Source organism: Streptomyces sp. NPDC057963 (assembly GCF_042887155.1).
Lineage (GTDB): Bacteria > Actinomycetota > Actinomycetes > Streptomycetales > Streptomycetaceae > Streptomyces.
The window spans coordinates 47,889-65,589 of sequence record NZ_JBHVPX010000008.1 but is presented as its reverse complement, the minus strand read 5'-3'; the positions used below and the strand labels follow the sequence as shown (position 1 = coordinate 65,589).

12 protein-coding genes are annotated in these 17,701 nt (G+C 71.6%); 7 read left to right on the top strand and 5 right to left on the bottom strand.

Annotated features, from left to right (window positions below):
• The first annotated feature begins 259 nt into the window (after positions 1 to 259).
• Positions 260 to 877: a winged helix-turn-helix domain-containing protein gene (locus tag ACFVT1_RS20050; RefSeq protein ID WP_389797117.1), complete on the top strand. Its 618-nt coding sequence runs from the start codon at positions 260 to 262 to the stop codon at positions 875 to 877.
• Positions 878 to 953: 76 nt separating this feature from the next.
• Here ACFVT1_RS20050 and ACFVT1_RS20045 read toward each other — a convergent pair whose 3' ends face one another.
• Entirely contained in the window at positions 954 to 3,098 is a 2,145-nt protein-coding gene (locus ACFVT1_RS20045; RefSeq protein ID WP_389797114.1) for an MMPL family transporter, read from the bottom strand.
• A 256-nt stretch (positions 3,099 to 3,354) separates the two neighbouring features.
• Between ACFVT1_RS20045 and ACFVT1_RS20040 the strand changes: the two genes are divergently transcribed.
• Together ACFVT1_RS20040 and ACFVT1_RS20035 are read left to right on the top strand one after the other, a co-directional pair.
• Positions 3,355 to 4,623 (top strand): sensor histidine kinase, encoded by a 1,269-nt coding sequence (locus ACFVT1_RS20040; RefSeq protein ID WP_389797112.1) that lies wholly within the window; start codon positions 3,355 to 3,357, stop codon positions 4,621 to 4,623.
• Positions 4,608 to 5,255 carry a LuxR C-terminal-related transcriptional regulator gene (locus ACFVT1_RS20035; protein WP_389797110.1) on the top strand — a complete coding sequence of 216 codons (648 nt, stop codon included), beginning with the start codon at positions 4,608 to 4,610 and terminating at the stop codon, positions 5,253 to 5,255. The genes ACFVT1_RS20040 and ACFVT1_RS20035 overlap by 16 nt, the downstream gene beginning before the upstream one ends.
• Positions 5,256 to 5,280: 25 nt before the next feature.
• On the opposite strand, the gene ACFVT1_RS20030 is transcribed toward ACFVT1_RS20035, so the two are convergent.
• Together ACFVT1_RS20030 and ACFVT1_RS20025 are read right to left on the bottom strand one after the other, a co-directional pair.
• Complete coding sequence (locus ACFVT1_RS20030) at positions 5,281 to 5,574, bottom strand: hypothetical protein (RefSeq protein WP_389797107.1); 294 nt, start codon at positions 5,572 to 5,574, stop codon at positions 5,281 to 5,283.
• A gap of 130 nt (positions 5,575 to 5,704) precedes the next feature.
• Positions 5,705 to 6,220, bottom strand: coding sequence for a MarR family winged helix-turn-helix transcriptional regulator (locus ACFVT1_RS20025; protein WP_389797105.1), 516 nt, complete (start codon positions 6,218 to 6,220; stop codon positions 5,705 to 5,707).
• 82 nt (positions 6,221 to 6,302) lie between these two features.
• Here ACFVT1_RS20025 and ACFVT1_RS20020 point away from each other — a divergent pair, with 82 nt between their 5' ends.
• The 4 genes from ACFVT1_RS20020 to ACFVT1_RS20005 all read left to right on the top strand — a co-directional run bounded on the left by ACFVT1_RS20020 (position 6,303) and on the right by ACFVT1_RS20005 (position 9,763).
• On the top strand, positions 6,303 to 6,854 hold the full coding sequence (locus tag ACFVT1_RS20020) for a carboxymuconolactone decarboxylase family protein (RefSeq protein ID WP_389797102.1): 552 nt from the start codon (positions 6,303 to 6,305) through the stop codon (positions 6,852 to 6,854).
• A 109-nt stretch (positions 6,855 to 6,963) separates the two neighbouring features.
• The gene (locus ACFVT1_RS20015) at positions 6,964 to 7,869 is read left to right on the top strand and encodes a metal-dependent hydrolase (protein WP_389797100.1); all 906 of its coding nucleotides are present in this window, start codon (positions 6,964 to 6,966) and stop codon (positions 7,867 to 7,869) included.
• 2 nt (positions 7,870 to 7,871) lie between these two features.
• Positions 7,872 to 8,954: a PDR/VanB family oxidoreductase gene (locus ACFVT1_RS20010; RefSeq protein WP_389797098.1), complete on the top strand. Its 1,083-nt coding sequence runs from the start codon at positions 7,872 to 7,874 to the stop codon at positions 8,952 to 8,954.
• A gap of 86 nt (positions 8,955 to 9,040) precedes the next feature.
• Positions 9,041 to 9,763 (top strand): TetR/AcrR family transcriptional regulator, encoded by a 723-nt coding sequence (locus tag ACFVT1_RS20005; RefSeq protein ID WP_389797734.1) that lies wholly within the window; start codon positions 9,041 to 9,043, stop codon positions 9,761 to 9,763.
• Positions 9,764 to 10,094: 331 nt separating this feature from the next.
• On the opposite strand, the gene ACFVT1_RS20000 is transcribed toward ACFVT1_RS20005, so the two are convergent.
• Positions 10,095 to 12,131 carry an ATP-binding protein gene (locus ACFVT1_RS20000; protein ID WP_389797095.1) on the bottom strand — a complete coding sequence of 679 codons (2,037 nt, stop codon included), beginning with the start codon at positions 12,129 to 12,131 and terminating at the stop codon, positions 10,095 to 10,097.
• A gap of 190 nt (positions 12,132 to 12,321) precedes the next feature.
• On the bottom strand, positions 12,322 to 17,634 hold the full coding sequence (gene pulA, locus ACFVT1_RS19995) for a pullulanase-type alpha-1,6-glucosidase (protein ID WP_389797092.1): 5,313 nt from the start codon (positions 17,632 to 17,634) through the stop codon (positions 12,322 to 12,324).
• Between the last annotated feature and the right edge of the window lie 67 nt (positions 17,635 to 17,701).

Here is a 17,701-nt window from a genome sequence, read left to right as displayed (position 1 = left end):
TATCGACGGGTGGGAGGGGTCTGCTGCGCCGTCATGTTCTCTGGTTCAATGGGGGCATGGTCGGCATCCAGTACACCTCGACAGGTCGCAGCGACCTCGAACCGTTCTGGCCTTCCCGTCAGCACCACGACTTCGACCGGGTGTGTTGCCGCGCGTTGAACGCGCAGGCCCTCTAAAGCCGCTCACCCCGGTCTTCGGTCCGCGCGCACGCAAGCAAGTCCGTCCCCCGACGACTCCTTCGCGCGAAAGAGCTGACCTCATGGCGAACACTCGTACCTTCTCCGCCGCAACCGCTGCCACCGCGGCGTCTTCGGCGACCGCTGCGGCCACCGTCCCCGCCCGCCCCCTCTCCCCCAACCGCCACCGGCTGCGCGCCGTCGACCCCGACGAGGTCGTCCAGCTGGCCGATGTGGCCGAGTTCCTGACGCCGGACGCCACCTGGCTGCCGGCACCCCAGCACTCCGTTCCGGCGCTGCCGGGCCGGCCGCCGATGATCGGCTACCTGGTGCTCGTACCGGCCGATCAGCGGCCGGCCGTCACCGCGGCCGCCGCGGCCGCCCAGTACGTGGTGCCGACACCGGTGGAGGACCCGGCCGCGGGTCCGGTGCGCATCGACCCGGTGCAGCGCACCGCCGCGGTGGACGGGAACACGCTCGACCTCACCTTCCTGGAATTCGAGCTGCTCGCCCACCTTGTCGCGCACCCGCACCGGGTGCACACCCGCGACCAGTTGGTGACCACGGTCTGGGGCTACGGACACGTGGGCGACGGACGCACCGTGGACGTCCACATCGCCCGGCTGCGCCGCAAGCTGGGCGCCGAGCACCGCCGGTCGATCCAGACGGTACGGCGCGTCGGCTACAAGTACGCCCCCTGAGGTCCGCGGCGTACGCGGCAGAGCGGCCCCGGTCCGGTACGTCCGGACCGGGGCCGCTTCCGCGTGCCCGGGTGGATCAGCCCCGCGTCCCGGACCCCACCGGGACCTCGACCGCCTCCGCCCCCGCGCCCGTACCCGGCTCGCCGTGTTCCAGGCTCGGCAGTCGGGCCAGTCCGCGCGGGGTCCGCCAGTTCCGCTCCCCCAGCAGCGCCATCACGGAGGGCAGCAGGACCATCCGGACGACCGTGGCGTCCAGCAGCACCGCGACGGCCAGGCCGACGCCCATCTGCTGCATGTCCTGCATCGACAGCGTCCCGAAGACCGCGAACACCGCGACCATGATCGCGGCCGCACCGGTCACCGCGCCCGCCGTCCGCCGGATGCCCTCGTCGATCGCGGCCCGGGTGGACAGGCCCCGGTCGCGCGCCTCACGGATCCGGGAGACCACGAACACGTGGTAGTCCATGGAGAGCCCGAACAGGACGACCAGGACGAACAGCGGGATCCACGCCTCGATCGCGCCGACGCCCTCCGAGCCGATCAGCGAGGCTCCCCAGCCGTGCTGGAAGACGGCGACCATCACCCCGTACGCGGCGGCCACGGAGAGCAGGTTGAGCAGGATCGAGGTCACGGCGACGACGTACGAACGGAAGCAGAACAGCATCAGCAGGAACGTCACCACCGTGATGAAGGCGAAGACGGGCACGATGCCGCGCTTCAGCTGGTCGTTGAAGTCGACGGACCCGGCGATCTCCCCGGTCACGTACACCTGCGCCCCCGTTCCCTCGAACGCCGCGGGCAACCTCTTCTCGCGCAGTTCGGCGAGATCGGCCCTGCCGCCGGGGAGGGGCACCTCGATCTCCGCGACATTCTGCGCCCGGTGGACGCTCACCCCGTCGAAGCCGCCGAACGCCTTGCGCAGGGCGGGCGCCTCGATGTCGTCGGCCTTGACCACCACCCGTGCCGGGGCGGGGCCGCCGGGGAAGCTCTCGTCGATCTGCCGGTAGGCGACCGAGAGTTCCGAGTCGGAGCCGAACTGCTTCTCCAGGCCCAGCTGTTCGGTCTTCATCCCGAGGGCGGGCGCGGCCAGGGCGAGCAGCACGGCGACCGAGGCGACCGCGAAGATCTTCGGCCTCGACAGGACCGGCCTCAGCACCGTGCCGGCGGTCCCGCCGGCGGTGCGAGCGCGCCGGCCCCCTCGCCGGTTGAGGAAGGGCACGCGTCCCGCGTCGATCCGCTCGCCCAGCCAGGACAGCAGCGCGGGCAGCACCGTCACCGAACCCAGCATCGCGATGAAGACCACGATGATCGTGGCGAGGGCGAAGCCCTTGAACAGCATCAGTCCGGACAGGAACATGCCGGCCATCGCGACCATCACCGTGAGCCCGGAGACGAGCACGGCCCGGCCGCTGGTCGCCGCCGCGATGCGCAGCGCCGTCTCGGCGTCGCGTCCCGCCGCCCGCTCGTCGCGTTCGCGCCGCAGGTAGAAGAGGCAGTAGTCGACGCCGACGGCGAAGCCCATCAGGAACATCACGGAGTACGTGGTCTGGAACAGGTGCAGTTGGTGGCTGGCGAGCGACAGCAGCCCGAAGGCGGCCATGCACGCGGTCAGCGCGAGACCGACCGGGAGCAGCGCCGCGACGACGGCTCCGAAGGCGACCAGCAGAATGCCCAGCGCCAGGGGAACGGCGGTGAACTCGGCCTTCTTGAAGTCCTCGGAGAGCAGGTCGGCGAGCCACTTCCCGGCGCTGGCCTCGCCGAACTGGTGGATGGTGACGTCGGGGTGGTCCGTCCGGGCGGCGGCCACCGCGTCGAGGACGGGCTGCACCCGGTCCGCCGCCGTCGCCGCGTCCCCCTTCAGGTCGAAGGTGATCAGCGCGTCCTTGCCGTCCTTCGAGGGCACCGGGGCCGCGAGGTTCGCCACCTCGCCGGTCCGCACGATGGCCGCGGACACGTCGCGGGCGGCGACCCGCCAGTCTCCCGCCTTCGCGGCGGACACCATGACCAGCTCGCCGGCGGGCTGCCCGAGTCCGGCGTCGTCGAGGATCCGCTCGGCCCGCGCCGAATCACCCGCGGCGTTCTCCGAGTTGGTCATCTCGACCAGCCCGGACGCGCCGCCGATGCCCGTGGCGAGCACGACGAAGATCAGCCAGCCGAGAACAGCGGTCTTGCGGTGGTGTGCGCTCCACACACCGATGCGTGCCGCGAGGTTGCGCCTCATGGCGTGTTCGCCCCCAGAGATTCAGACAGAAGTGGAAGAGGTGGAAGAAGTACGTCGCCGATGAATCTAGGAACGGGGACCGGGCCGCCCCAGCCGCCGGAGCCCCCACTCGCGGAGCCGTAGGGCGAGGTCGGCGGGGTGGTGCTGGGTACACCCCGCCCGGGTGGCGAACCGGCTGACGTCCAGGACGCCCGGTGGGTGAGACTGTCCCGGACGGGTCCGCCACGGGACCCGGCGTAGGGAGGACGGGACCGAGATGAACGCGATACGGACACGGATACGGGGCGCGCTGGTGGCCACCCGGCACGGGTTCCTGCTGTCGCTCGCCGGCCTGGTCGGGTCGCTCACCCTCTTCGTGTGGGCGGTGCTCTCCATCGTCTTCATCCCGCTGGGGGTCGGCGTGTTCACCACCCCCTATCTGCTGGAACTGGTCCGCAGGCACGCCAACCGGCGCCGGCTGCTCGCGGTCACCTGGTGCGACATCCGCATCCCGGTCCCCTACCGCCCCTTCCCGAAGGACCTGCGCACCGGCTTCAGGGGGCAGGTGGAGCGGACCACGCTGTTGCTGAAGGACCCGGCGACCTGGCGGGACCTCCAGTGGCTGCTGGTCGACATGACCGCGGGCTATGTCGTGGCGACCCTGACGACGGCCCTGCTGGTGTACCCGCTGGAGGGTTTCGTCCTGGCGGCCGGCCTGTGGCGGGTCTTCACCGACGACCGCTACTGGTACGGGTTCGTGCCGGTCGACAGCCAGGCGTCGGGCCTGGCCGCCGCCGCGCTCGGCCTGGTGCTCCTGGCGATCGGTGTCCTGGTCAATCACCGGCTGGTGCGGCTGCATTTCGTGATCACCCGCGCGATGCTGGCCCCCACCCAGCAGCAGGAGCTGGCCCGCCGCATCGACCGGCTGACCGAGACCCGGCACGAGGCCGTGGACACCGCCGCCTCCGAACTGCGGCGCATCGAGCGCGATCTGCACGACGGGGCGCAGGCCCGGCTGGTCGCCATGGGCATGAACCTGGGGACCGTGGAGGCGCTCATCGAGAAGGACCCGGCGCAGGCGAAGAAGCTCCTCGCCATGGCCCGCGAGTCCTCGGCCGAGGCCCTCACGGAACTGCGCGATCTGGTGCGGGGCATCCACCCGCCGGTCCTCGCCGAGCGCGGACTCGGGGACGCGGTCCGGGCGTTGGCGCTGCGGCTGCCCATCGAGTCGGAGGTCAGTGTGGAGCTGGACGGCCGGGCGGACGCCGCCGTCGAGTCGGCCGCGTACTTCGCGGTGAGCGAGACGCTGACCAACACCGCCAAGCATGCGGGGGCCAATCGCGTCTGGGTGGACATCCACCACACCGACACCGTGCTGCGGATCTCCGTCACGGACAACGGCCGGGGCGGTGCGTCGGTCGGGTCCGGCTCGGGACTGAGCGGAATCGAACGCCGACTCGGTACATTCGACGGCATCATGGCCGTCAGCAGCCCCGCGGGCGGTCCCACCATGGTGACCATGGAGATCCCTTGCGAGTTGTCCTAGCCGAAGACCTCTTCCTGCTGCGCGACGGCCTGGTCCGGCTGCTGGAGGCGTACGGCTTCGAGATCGCGGCGGCCGTCGAGACGGGCCCCGAACTGACCCGCGCGCTGGCCGAGTCGGCGCCGGACGTCGCGGTGGTCGACGTACGGCTTCCGCCGTCCCACACGGACGAGGGCCTGCAGTGCGCGCTGGCGGCCCGGCGGGCCAGGCCGGGGCTTCCGGTGCTGGTTCTCTCGCAGCATGTGGAGCAGTTGTACGCGCGCGAGCTGCTGGCGGACGGCGACGGCGGCATCGGCTATCTGCTCAAGGACCGGGTCTTCGACGCCGAGCAGTTCGTCGACGCGGTGCGCAGGGTCGCCGCGGGCGGCACGGCGATGGATCCGCAGGTGATCTCGCAGTTGCTGTCGCGGCGCTCGCAGGACAAGCCGATGGGCGCGCTGACCCCGCGTGAGCGGGAGGTCATGGAGCTGATGGCGCAGGGCCGTTCGAACGTGGCGATCGCCTCGCAGATGGTGATCACGGAGCGGGCGGTGGCCAAGCACACCTCGAACATCTTCGGGAAGCTCAGCCTGCCGCCGTCCGACGACGACAATCGCCGCGTTCTCGCGGTCCTGGCCTATCTGGACCGGGGCTGAGCAGGGTCCGCGCGCGGTCGCGGGGTCACGGAGCCGTGCTCAGGTGGAGTGCGGCCGTCCCCAGGTGGGGCGCGGCGCGCGGCTGAAGCACCTTCACGCGCACCGAGGTGGCCGTGACCGGTGCGGCCGGCGGCCGGATGTGGCGGCGGCCGATCGTCGTGCCCTCGGTGATCCGCCGCCAGGTGCCGCTGATCCGGGCCCCGACGGCGAACCTCTCCACCCGCTGCCCGTGCCGGATGTCCTCACGGACGGCGACCCGGTCGAAGGTGTACGGGACCGGGTTCCCCTTGCGCACGTCGGTGCCGTAGGTCCGGCGCACGCCGGAACCGGCAACGTGCGCATGCTGCCGTGCAGTTGAGCCCACGGGAAGGGCGCACACACCGTACGTCCCATCTCTCGCTCGCAAAGTCCCCGTGCACACCGGGCCCGAGCGTGCACCGCACGGCACCTCAGCCGGTGAACCACCCCGCCGCATCGAGCCGGAACGCGCTCGCGGGCACCATCGCGCGCAGGCCCTCCTCCATCGCACGCACCCGGTCCGCACCGAGCACCCGGACCCACTCGGCGCGCACCCGGTCGAACCCCTCGGCCGACTTGACCAGCACGTCGACCCCCCGTGCGGTCAGCCGCACCAGCTTGCGCCGGCCGTCCTGCGGGTCGTCGACGCGCTCCACGTATCCGAGCCCTTCCAGCTTCTCGACGGTCTTCCCGGCGGCCTGCTTGGAGACCCCGAGCCGCCGGCCGATCTCGCTGGCCGTCGCACCGTCGCGACCGACGGCCTGTAGGGCGAAGCCGTACGCGGGACGGATGTCGGGATGACCGCGCCCGGCCAGCTCCCGGTGCAACTCGTCGACGATCGACCGGAATCCGGCGAACAGCAGCAGGGGCAGCTCGAAGCCCGCCTCGACGGGCGCGGACGACCGCACGCCCGGCTCACCCCTTCGCCCGGCCCGCCGCTCAGCCATTGCAAGACTCGACAACTTGGTTTACCTTTTCGTCAATCACGTTGTCGATTTTAGCGTGAGCACCCACCAGGAGAGGCCACCCATGCCCATGTCCGCGTTTCCCGACCACACCCTCGACTCCGCCCCCGCCGCCGCCCGCCGCACCATGGAGGCGGTGACGAAGAAGCAGGGCCATCTGCCCGCCGCCGTCGCGCGGCTCGCCACATCACCGGAGCTCCTCGACGGCTTCCTGAAGATCGGCGCGATCTTCGAGTCGTCCACCCTGGACCCGCTCTCCCGCGAGGTCCTGATCATGACGATGGCGACCCGCAACCACTGCCACGTCTGCGTGGCCATGCACACCGCCAAGCTCACCGCCCTCGGTGCGGACCCCGAGCTGATCGCCGCCCTGCGCGAGCCGGAGGCGCGCACCCTGCCGGATGAACGACTGGAAGCCGTGCGGCAGTTCACCCTGTCCGTGCTCGCGACGGCCGGAGCGGTCGACGAGGCGACGCTCCAGGCGTTCCTGACACACGGATACACCCCCCGCAATGCGCTGGAGGTGGTCCTGGGCATCGGCGCGTACACGATGTCCACCCTGGGAAACCGGATGACCGGGGCTCCCCTGGATCCCCACATGGCCGCCTTCGCCTGAGACTCGGCCCGCCGTCCGGCGCACCCCGCACCGGGCCCGGCGCCGCGGACGCCGGGAAAACCGCCGCACGCCCCTGTCCCCCCGGCTTACCCCTCAGTACATTGACAACATGTCTAACACGCAGCCAGCACCGGTCGCGTCGGAGCGGACGCAGCTCAAGGCCCGCAGGGTCTCCTTCGCCTGGGAGAAGACGCCTCTGCACTGGGTGCCGGGCGACCCGTTCACCACGCACACCATCAACGTGCTCCATCTCCTGCTGCCCGCCGGGGAGCGCTGGTTCATCCGTGTGTACCGACAGGTACTGCCGTACATCCACGACGAGCAACTGCGCCAGGACGTCATCGGGTTCATCGGCCAGGAGGCCGTGCACTCCCAGGCCCATGACGACGTCCTGCCCCGGCTGAAGCAGCTCGGTCTCGATCCGACGCCGTACACCGCGCAGGTCGACTGGTTCTTCGAGAAGCTGCTGGGCGACCGGACGCTGCCGCCGGGCCGGGCGCGGAAGTGGTGGCTGATGGAGCGGGTGGCGACGATCGCGGCGATCGAGCACTACACCGCGTTCCTCGGCGACTGGGTGCTGAACGCCGGCGAACTGGACCGGCGGGGCGCCGATCCGACGATGCTGGATCTGCTGCGCTGGCACGGCGCGGAGGAGGTCGAGCACCGCTCGGTCGCGTTCGACGTGTTCACGCATGTCGACGGCGGCTACCGGCGGAGGGTGCGGACCTGGGCCACGGCCTTCACCGCGCTGCTCTTCCTCTGGCAGCGGGGCACACGCTTCTTCATGGAGAACGACCCGAGCCTGCTGCACGGCAAGGCGTCGTTCAGGGAGTTCTACACCAGCGGCAGACGCGGCACCCTGCCCGCGACCGGTGATCTGCTGCGCTCCATCCCCCGCTACCTCAGTCACGCCTACCACCCCTCGCAGGAGGGCAGTACGGCCCAGGCGGTCGACTACCTCGCCCACTCGCCCGCGGCCGTGGCCGCCGAGGCCCGTACGACGGGAACCAGCTGACCATGCCGCTCCCCCTGCCCCGCCTGCGTACCGTCGTCCTCGTCACCGGCGCCGCGCTGCTCGCCAGGCGGGCCGTGCGCCGACGCGTCCGGAGCTCCCCGCTGTGGCCGCTGCCCGCGCTGGAGAACCCGGTCTCGGGCCACTCCGGCCGCCGCCCCACCACCACGCGCCGCCTGTTGATCAGCGAGCGGACCGCACCCGCCGACGGCGTGGTCCAACTCCGCCTGGAGGGGCCCGACCTGCCGGCCTGGCAGCCCGGCGCGCACCTGGATCTCCTGCTGCCGTCCGGTCTGGTCCGCCAGTACTCCCTCTGCGGGGACCCGGCCGATCCCGGCACGTACACCATCGCGACCCGCCTGGTGGAGGACGGCCGGGGCGGCTCCCGCGAGGTCCACGCGCAGCTCCACGAGGGCGCGGAGGTCGAGGTCCGCGCCCCCCGCAACCGCTTCCCCCTCGTCGAGGCGCCCGGGTACCTCTTCATCGCGGGCGGCATCGGCATCACTCCGATCCTGCCGATGCTGCGGTCGGTCGCCGCGTCGGGCGCCGACTGGCGGCTGCTGTACGGCGGACGGTCCCGCGTCTCGATGCCGTTTCTGGACGAGATCGAGAAGCTGGGCGCGGACGGCGACCGGGTGACCGTCGTCGCCGAGGACGAGGCGGGCCGTCCGGACCCGGCCGCGGCCCTGGCGGACACGGCGCAGGGCACGGCCGTCTACTGCTGCGGTCCCGGGCCCCTGATGGACGCGGTCGCCTCCGCCCTCCCGCCCGGCCGCACCCTGCACCTGGAACGCTTCACGGCGGCGGCCGCGTCATCGGCCGGCTCCGGCCCCTTCGAGGTCGAACTGCGCCGCTCCGGCCGCACGGTCCGGGTGGCGGCCGGCCAGTCGGTGCTGGCCGCGGTGCGCGAAGAGCTCCCGTACGTCTCGTACTCCTGCGAACAGGGATTCTGCGGTACCTGCCGACAACGTGTCCTGGAAGGCGAGATCGACCACCGCGACGATCTCCTGGCGGACGCGGAGCGGGAGGACTCGATGCTGATCTGTGTGTCGCGGTGCCGGGGGAAGCGGCTGGTGCTGGACCTGTAGCGGGGGTGGCCGGATGTCGCTCCATGACCCGGACGGCCCCGGCCCACCACCGCTCCCCCACCGCCGCACTCGGTACCCTGTCCACCATGACGACCGGGGTGCGGCGCAGGATGGGCGTCGAGGAACGCAGACAGCAGCTGATCGGTGTCGCGCTGGAGTTGTTCGGTCACCGCTCCCCGGACGAGGTGTCGATCGACGAGATCGCGGCCGCGGCCGGGATCTCACGGCCGTTGGTCTACCACTACTTCCCCGGGAAGCAGAGCCTGTACGAGGCGGCGCTGCGGCGGGCGGCCGACGAGTTGGCGGCGCGGTTCGTGGAGCCATGCGAAGGACCGCTCGGGGAACGGCTGTTGAGGGTGATGGGGCGGTTCTTCGACTTCGTCGACGAGCACGGTCCGGGGTTCTCGGCGCTGATGCGGGGCGGGCCCGCCGTCGGGTCGTCGACGGCGAACGCGATGATCGACGGGGTCCGGCAGGCGGCGTACGAGCAGATTCTGGCCCATCTGGGGGTCGAAATCCCCCCGGCGCGGCTGGAGTTGGTTGTGCGGTCGTGGGTGTCGCTGGCCGAGTCGACGGCGCTGATCTGGCTGGACGGGCGGCGGATTCCGCGCGAGGAGCTGGAGACGCAGCTGGTGCACGACTTCGCGGCGCTGGCCGCGGTGAGTGCCGCGTACGACACCGAGATGGCGGGCATCGTGCTGCGGGTCCTCTCGCAGGAGCCGGCGGACGGGCCGTTCGGGGAGCTGTTGAACCGGCTCTCCGCGCTGGCACCCGCCGTACCGGCCGTTCCCGCGCAACGGCCGGCGTGAGCGCCGGCGCGGCTCGCCGCGCGCGGGACAGGCGGGACTCTCCCCACACGCCCTGGCGCCGTTCGGTCGTACGGGGCCGGGGCTCGCTCCGCCTCGCGCCGCAGAGCGATCCGGAGGTGTGCGCCGCACGGCCGGCGCAGGAGTTGCTGGATTCCGAGGACGGTGGCGGCCCCGCCGACGAGGACGGCCGTGGCGCTCGCCGCCGCGGCGGAGCGGGCCGCGTTCTGTCCGGACGGCGTCCGGCGGGGCCCCGGGGAGGCGTGCGCCGTGTGCACGGCCGCGTGGGTGCTGGGCTGTCGCGGCTGGTCGTTCCGGTGGGGCCGGCCACGCTCTACATGAGCAGTTCGCCCTGGAGCGCGGCCGCCAGGCCGACCTCGGCGTTGTCCGCCCGGCCCCGTTCGAAGGCGCGCTGGTAGGCGGCGTCGCCGACGGCCGCGCGGGCCTGGCGTTCGCAGGCCTCGCGCAGCGGGCCCAGTTCCGGGGTGCCGCGTTGCGGGTGGCCGACCATGCGCCAGTAGACCTGCCCCGTGCCGTAGACCCGGGCGGCGCGGGCACCCGCGCCCTGGGCCGCGATCGCCGCGGCCAGGATGTCCAGGCCGAGCGCGATGCCGAATCTGTCGCGCATGCGGTGCTTGCCCGCGAGCATCGAGCGGGCGTAGGTGGCGGAGGAGTCGGCGTCGCCCCGCAGCAGGGCGATCAGGGCGAGTTGGTAGTCGACGTAGCTACGGGTCCAGCACTCGTCCTGGGCTTCGCAGGCCGTGCGCAGGTCCATGGCCGCCTCCGCCGCCTCGTCCAGCCGGCCCAGGCTGGTGAGGGCGAAGACCGTGATGAGGTGGCAGCGCAGCCGGTAGGCCGATTCCAGCGGGGTGGCGGCGCCCGTGGAGCGCAGTACCCGGTCGACCTGGCGCAGGCTCGCCTCGGGGCGGCCCGTCATCAGATGGGTGAGGCCGCACAGATAGGCGGCGGCGAGGATCCCTTCGTCGGCCCCGTCGCGGGCCGCGGCCCTGGTGCACTCCCTGCCCAGGCGCCGGGCGGCCGGGTAGTCGCCCTGGAGCATGACGGTGATGCCCAGCACCCACAGGGCGCGGGTGCGGTGGGGGCCCTCGGCCGGTCCGACGTCCAGAGCGCGCTGCGCGTAGTCACGGGTCTGCGGCAGATGGCCGCAGCAGCACCAGAAGAAGCCGATCCGGCCCGCCATCTCCTGGGCGGCCGCGGTGTCGTGGGCCAGCAGGTGGTCGAGGGCGGCGCACAGGTCGGCGTGCGACTCGGCGATGCGGTGGTACCAGAAGATCTGGTCGTCACCGGTCCAGCCCGCGTGGGCGTGCCGGGCCAGGCTGAGGAAGCAGGCGGCGTGCCGGTCGGCGGCGGCCCGTTCCTCGCCGAGTTCGGCGAGCCACATCCGCCCGTACTCGCGGATGGTGTTGAGCATGCGGTGCCGTACGCCGTCCCGCCTGACGACGGACTTGGCGACCAGGCCCTTCAGCGCCTCGGCCACACCGTCCTCGGTGAGCGGCCCCTCGGCGCAGACCCGGCGGGCCGCGGCCTCGTCGAAGTCGCCGCGCAGGACGGTCAGCCGCGCCCAGAGCAGCCGTTCCAGCGGGGTGCACAGCTCGTGGCTCCAGCCGATGGCCGTGCGCAGGGTGCGGTGGCGCGGCGGCCAGAGCGAGTCGTCGGTCGGTACGTCGAAGCGGGAGCCGATCCGGGCGGCGACCTGTTCGACGGTGTCCCGGCCGAGGGCTCCCGCCGCGAGTTCGACGGCGAGCGGGATGCCTTCGAGGCGGCGGCAGATCTCGGCGGCGGCCTCGGCGTTGCCCGGCGCGTCGAGGTCGAGGTCGGGGGCCGCCGCGGCCGCCCGGTCCCGGAACAGGGTGAGGGCGTCGCCCGCGCCCTCGACAGGCAGCGGTTCCACCTCGACGAGCTGCTCGCCCCTGAGACCCAGGGGCTGCCGGCCGGTGGCCAGCACGGTGAGGCCGGGTGACGTGGTGAGGATCTCGCCGAGCAGATGGGCGCACGCGGAGCGCAGATGCTCGCACGAGTCGAGGACCAGCAGCAGTTCCTTGTCGACGAGCCACTCGCACAGGGCGTCGATGGGCATGCGCAGGGTGTGGTCGGAGAGCCCGACCGCGTCGGAGACGGTCGCGAGGAGCAGCCCGTCGTCGTGGAGCGGTGACAGATCGGCCCACCACGTTCCGTCGCGGTACGCGTGCGCCGCCTGCCGGGCCGCGCGGACCGCGAGCCTGGTCTTGCCGACACCGCCGCTGCCGGTGAGGGTGGTCAGCCGGTACGTGGCGAGGGCGTGTTCGAGCCGGGCAAGTTCCGCTTTCCGTCCGACAAAGCTCGTTGTCTCCTCGGGGATGTTGCTCGCCATGGTCACCGTCGCTGAAACAGGTGGACCGGCCGGTCCCGGCCCCTGGTTCCGTACGGCTCAGGCATGGGAGAGCACCTGGCGTACCGGAAAGGGGCCGGGACCGGCCGGGGGTGGGAGGGCGCGCCCGGAAGTGCGGTACTGCTGGCACTGCCTGGCGGCTACTGCCTTCCCACGTTAGACCCATTGCGGCTCAGCTGAGGGAGAACACCGCCACTGTACGTCCCGGGACGGTGAAGCTTCCTGAACTCCGCGCGTACGTGGACTCCTTGACGGTAGGATCCGCGCCCGCAGCCTGGACGGGGTGCAGGGCGTACCGCTTCCCCGCCAGGCCGGCGATCGTCTGGGTCTCGGTGCCGGGGGCCGCGTTGAGGACGACCACCAGCTTTCCGAGCCGCATGGTGATCACTCCCGGTGTCTCGTCCTTCCCGGAGAGCGGGAAGGACAGGGCGGACTGCACCTGCCCGGTGGTGGAGAGGCCGAAGTCCTTCTCCGTGGACCGGATGGTGAGCAGGTCGCGGTACGCGGCGGAGGCGCCGTCGATCTGCGCGCAGCCGGGGCTGAGCGCGGCATCGGCCAGCAGCGGCTTCGCATGGGACCACATGGACCCGTTGTCGGCCGCCGGGGGCAGTCCGCGACCGAAGCCGTTGCCGTCGCGGCAGTCCCAGTGCAGGGCGTTGAACCAGTCGCCGCTGTCGTAGGAGTTGCGGTCCAGGGACTTGGAACGCAGCAGGTCGGTGCCCGCCTGGGAGAGCGAGGGCCCCTGCGAGAGGGTGGCCGTCGCCATCGCCAGGACCTGCATACGGGCCCGGGCCGCCGCCGAGGTGCCCGCCGGGAGCTTGAAGGCGAGCGCGTCGTACAGCGATTCGTTGTCGTGGGCGTCCGCGTAGGCGAGGGCGTCACCGGGGGCCGCCGCGTATCCGGCCGGGGCCCCGTTGTAGTCGACGCCGGAGCCCTTGACCGCGGTGCCGGACGAGTCGGTGAAGGTGAAGTCGGCGAGGTTGCCGGTGAGACCGACCTTGATCAGGTCCTGGTAGTGGAGCAGCCGGGCCTTCTGTTCGGCCTTCGTGCCGTTGGCGGCCGAGGTGTTCGGGTCGGTGTAGAGGCCGCTGGCGAAGCCCTGCACGCGCGGGTCCTCGTCGAAGGGGCTGCCGCCGCGGACGGCGTCGCGGGACCGGTCGGAGAAGGTGGCGATGCCGGTGCCGGCCATGTTCTTCTGGGTGGCCTGGACGAAGCGGGCGTCGTCGGCGATCTCGCCGAAGTTCCAGCCCTCCCCGTACAGGATGATCTTCTTCCCGTCGACGCCGTCCTTCGCCACGGTCAGCGCGTCCAGCGCCCTGCGGACCGCGAGGATGTTGGCCTTGGGGTGGTGGCCCATCAGGTCGAAGCGGAAGCCGTCGACCTTGTACTCCTTGGCCCAGGTGACGACCGAGTCCACGACGAGCCTGCCCATCATGGTGTTCTCGGGCGCGGTGTTGGCGCAGCAGGTGGAGGTGGCGACGGTGCCGTCCTCCAGCAGCCGCTGGTAGTAGCCGGGGACGATCCGGTCGAGCACGGACTTGCCGTCCTGGCCGGAGGCGACGGTGTGGTTGTAGACGACGTCCATGACGGTCCGCAGACCCGCGCCGTTCAGCCCCTGCACCATCTGCCGGAACTCGACGGTGCGCCGGGTGCCGTTGGGGTCGGAGGCGTAGGAGCCCTCGGGGACGGTGTAGTGCAGCGGGTCGTAGCCCCAGTTGAAGCCGTCCTTCGCGGCGGCTTTCGCCACGCAGGCCTGCTGCTCCTCGGAGTCGGGGGCGTACACGGCAAGGTCGCAGGCCGGTTTCTGCTGCGCCGACTTCTTCTCGGGAATGGTGCCGATGTCGAAGGCGGGCAGCAGATGGACGTAACCGGTGCCGGAGTCGGCGAGCCGCCTGAGGTGTTTCATCCCGTCGGAGCGGGTGTCGGTGAAGGCGAGGTACTCGCCGGGGTGCTTCGACGTGCGGTCCGCGATCGAGAAGTCGCGGATGTGCAGTTCCTGGATCTGGGCGTCACGCAGCGGGACGGCGGCGGGCTTCCGCAGCCCGGACCAGCCGCGCGGCGCCAGCTTCGGGTCGTCGAGGTCGACGACGAGGCTGCGGGCGGAGTCGGTGGTCAGGGCGGTGGAGTAGGGGTCCGTGACCTTGTTGGTGACGATTTTCTGGACGGTGGGTGCCCAGACGTCCACCGCGTAGCGGTAGGGCTTGCCGGCCCACTTCGCCGTGCCCGTGACGGACCACACGCCGGTGCGGTCGTCGCGGCGCATCGGGACGCTCCGGCCGTCGAGTTCCAGGGCGACGGTACGGGCAGTGGGCGCCCAGACGGACAGCGTGGGGCGGCCGTGGTGGAAGACCGGGCCGAGCGGGGCGGTGGCCGCGTTCTTCCCGTAGAGGTCGTCGAGCACGCCCGCGCTCTGCACGCCGGTGGCGGCGAGCAGGGCGCCGTTGGCGGCGCGCTGGGTGGCGATCAGCTGGCCGCGCAGCGCCTCGCGGACCCGGTCCCGGTCCCGGACGTCGACGGTGAACGCCGGATAGTCCTTGAGGTGCGGGTACTTCGCCTTCTGCGCGTCGGTCAGCGCGGACGGTGCGAGCCGCAGCCACTGTCCCTCGTCGGAGAGCGCCCCGTCGACGACGGAGATGCCGCCGCCCGGTGCGTAGACGAGCTGCTGGCTGGTGGCTCCGGTGGCCTTCACCTTCCATACGACGGTGCCGGAGTCGATCCACTGCGCCTCGGCCCTGGTGAGGTCGGGCGCGGGTACACCGCCGGTCTGCGGCAGCAGGTAGCCGGGCGTGGCGCCGAGCATCCAGACCTCGTGCCCGTAGGTGGCGAGGTCGAGGGACTGGTCGCTGGGGAGGTCCTTCTCGTCGCCCTTGTGCAGGATGTAGCCGAGCGAGGTGGCACCGTCGGTGAGCGGTACCTCGAAGGTGGCGCCGGAGGCGTCCTTCTTCACCGGCCGGAGCGGCTCGGCCCAGTCGGTGGGGTTCTTGGCGCCGGTCCAGGTGTGCAGCCCCCAGCCGTCGTAGTCGCCGTCGGCCCGGTAGTAGTGCAGGACGGCCTTGGTGGTGTCCTGCGGCGGGTAGGCGCCGTCGGGTGCCGTGTCGGCCTGGCCGTCCTTGTCCTGCTCGATCCAGACCTGACCGGTCTTCCCGAGGTCGACGGTGCGCGGCGGCCCGTCGGCGGTGCCGGACTTCTCCACGGTGTACGGGAACGAGGAGGCGCCCTCGTCGAGCTTGATCCATGCGAAGGCGCCGTAGGCGTCCCGTCCGGTGAACCCGGCCGACGTGCCGCCCGCCTTGAGCTGCCATCCGTCGTAGTCGCCGTCCGCACGCCGGTAGTGGACGACGGCGTAGTCGCGTGCGACCGCGACGGGCTTCTCGGGCGCGGGTGCCTGGCCCGCGGTGGACGAGGCGAGGGCACTCGCCGTGCGGCCGGCGCGGTCGACGGCAACCGCCTTGTACCGCAAGGGGGTTCCGGCGGCCACCGTGTCGCCCACGGTCTGCGTGACCTTGTACGGGGCGTGGTCGGCGGAACCGAGAGTGACCCACTTTCCGTTGCCGGTCTGGGCGGCGAAGACGACCCGGTTCAGCTGTCCGCCGTCGACGTCGGCGGAGATCTCGACGGTGCCGGTGGCTCCGGCGGCCGGGGCCTTCAGGGTGATCGAGGGCTTGGCGGCGGGTTCGCCCATCGCCTTCTCGGCGCGCAGCACGATGGTGGACAGGGCGGGCACGGTGACGGTGACCTTCCTGTCGGCGCCGCTGCGGAGGGTTCCCGAACCTCCGTACAGCGTACGGAAGTTCATGCCGGCCGATGCGGTGGACAGCTCGACGGTCCTCGGCTCGTCCCCGTTGTTCGCGGCGACTACGTACTCGCGGCCCTGCTCGGGATCCGTACGGGAGAACGCGTACACGGAGCCCTGTGCGTAGCGCTGGGTCTGGACGCCGTCGCGCAGGGCCGGGTTCTTCCGGGTCAGCTCGGAGAGCGCGGCGATGTTCCGGTAGAGCGGGTGGGCCGTGTCGTAGGCGTCCGAGGCGTGGGTGCGGTCGGTGCCCAGTTCGTCGTCGTCGAGGTAGTCGGCGGTCCTGGACGCGAACATGGTCTGGCGGGCGTCCTTGTCGCCGCCCGCGCCGGTGAAGCCCTGCTCGTCGCCGTAGTAGACGACGGGGTTGCCGCGGCTGAGGAACATCAGCTCGTTGGCGAGCCGTGCGCGCTTGACGAGTTCCGCGTCGCCGGCCTTCGGGTTGTCCTGCTTCAGGAACGATCCGATGCGTCCCATGTCGTGGTTGCCGAGGAAGGTGACCTGCTCGTAGGCGTTGGCCTTGTCGGTGGTGTACCGGTAGTCGTCGCCGAAGACGGCGGCGAGTTCCGGGGCCGGGGCTCCCTGCGAGGCGTACTTCCTGGCCGCTTCCTGGAACGGGAAGTCGAGCGTCGCGTCGAGCCGGCCCCGGGTGACGTAGGGCGAGGTGATCGCGGTGTCGGCGGAGTACACCTCGCCGAACATGAAGAAGTCCTTGCGCCCGCGCTTGGCCGCGTAGGCGTCCAGCGCTGTCGCCCACTGGGTCCAGAAGTCCAGGTCGACGTGTTTGACGGTGTCGATCCGGAAGCCGTCGATGCCGAAGTCCCGGACCCACTTCTCGTAGATCTTCTCCATGCCGGAGACGACCTCGGGCCGCTCGGTCCACAGGTCGTCGAGCCCGGAGAAGTCGCCGTACGTGGTGGACTCGCCGGCGTAGGTCGAGTCGCCGCGGTTGTGGTACATCGCCGGGTCGTTGAGCCAGGCCGGGACCTTGCTCCCGGTGTTCTTCGGTGTGTACGGGAACGAGTCCGCGTCCACCTTCGCCAGGCCCTTGCTGTCGTCGAACGGGCGGCCGTCCCTGTCGAGGTACGGGTAGGCGCCCTTCGGCCGGTAGCCGTAGCTCTTCTCGGCGTAGTCGACGGTGTCCGCGGTGTGGTTGGTGATGACGTCGAAGAAGACCTTCATGCCCTTGCCATGGGCCCTGTCGATCAGTTTCGACAGGTCGGCGTTGGTGCCGAAGTGCGGGTCGACCTGGGTGAAGTCGGTGATCCAGTAGCCGTGGTAGCCGGCCGACGCGTCCTTGCCGGTGCCCTGGACGGGGCGGTTCTTGAAGATCGGGGCGAGCCAGATGGCGGTGGTGCCGAGGCCCTTGATGTAGTCGAGCCGCTCGGTCAGGCCCTTGAGGTCACCGCCCTGGTAGAAGCCCTTGTCCGCGGGGTCGTAGCCGGTCTCCAGACGTGAACCGGTGAGCCCGCCGCGGTCGTTGGAGGTGTCGCCGTTCGCGAACCGGTCGGGCATGACGAAGTAGAACTGCTCACGCGTCAGATCGTGACGGGCGGGCTCGGCCGCCAGCCGGGCGTCCGAGGGCGGGCCCGGAGGTCTCGGCGCGGCGGACGCGGATGCCGCCGGGACGACGGGGAGGAGCGCGGCGCAGAGTGCGGCGACGGCTCCCCGTCTCAGGGTGGAACGGGACACGGTCGGGGTCTCCTTGTGTGCGGGGTGGGGTTCTCGGGGCGGGCGGACAGGCCGCCTGCCGGACCGG

Bases quoted from the DNA above. Each gene is read 5' to 3' on its own strand.
- ACFVT1_RS20015 (WP_389797100.1), top strand. From the start codon at position 6,964: ATGTCTAACACGCAGCCAGCACCGGTCGCGTCGGAGCGGACGCAGCTC.
- ACFVT1_RS20000 (WP_389797095.1), bottom strand. From the start codon at position 12,131: ATGGCGAGCAACATCCCCGAGGAGACAACGAGCTTTGTCGGACGGAAA.
- ACFVT1_RS20045 (WP_389797114.1), bottom strand. From the start codon at position 3,098: ATGAGGCGCAACCTCGCGGCACGCATCGGTGTGTGGAGCGCACACCAC.
- ACFVT1_RS20040 (WP_389797112.1), top strand. From the start codon at position 3,355: ATGAACGCGATACGGACACGGATACGGGGCGCGCTGGTGGCCACCCGG.
- ACFVT1_RS20025 (WP_389797105.1), bottom strand. From the start codon at position 6,220: ATGGCTGAGCGGCGGGCCGGGCGAAGGGGTGAGCCGGGCGTGCGGTCG.
- ACFVT1_RS20020 (WP_389797102.1), top strand. From the start codon at position 6,303: ATGCCCATGTCCGCGTTTCCCGACCACACCCTCGACTCCGCCCCCGCC.
- ACFVT1_RS20010 (WP_389797098.1), top strand. From the start codon at position 7,872: ATGCCGCTCCCCCTGCCCCGCCTGCGTACCGTCGTCCTCGTCACCGGC.
- ACFVT1_RS20050 (WP_389797117.1), top strand. From the start codon at position 260: ATGGCGAACACTCGTACCTTCTCCGCCGCAACCGCTGCCACCGCGGCG.
- ACFVT1_RS20005 (WP_389797734.1), top strand. From the start codon at position 9,041: ATGACGACCGGGGTGCGGCGCAGGATGGGCGTCGAGGAACGCAGACAG.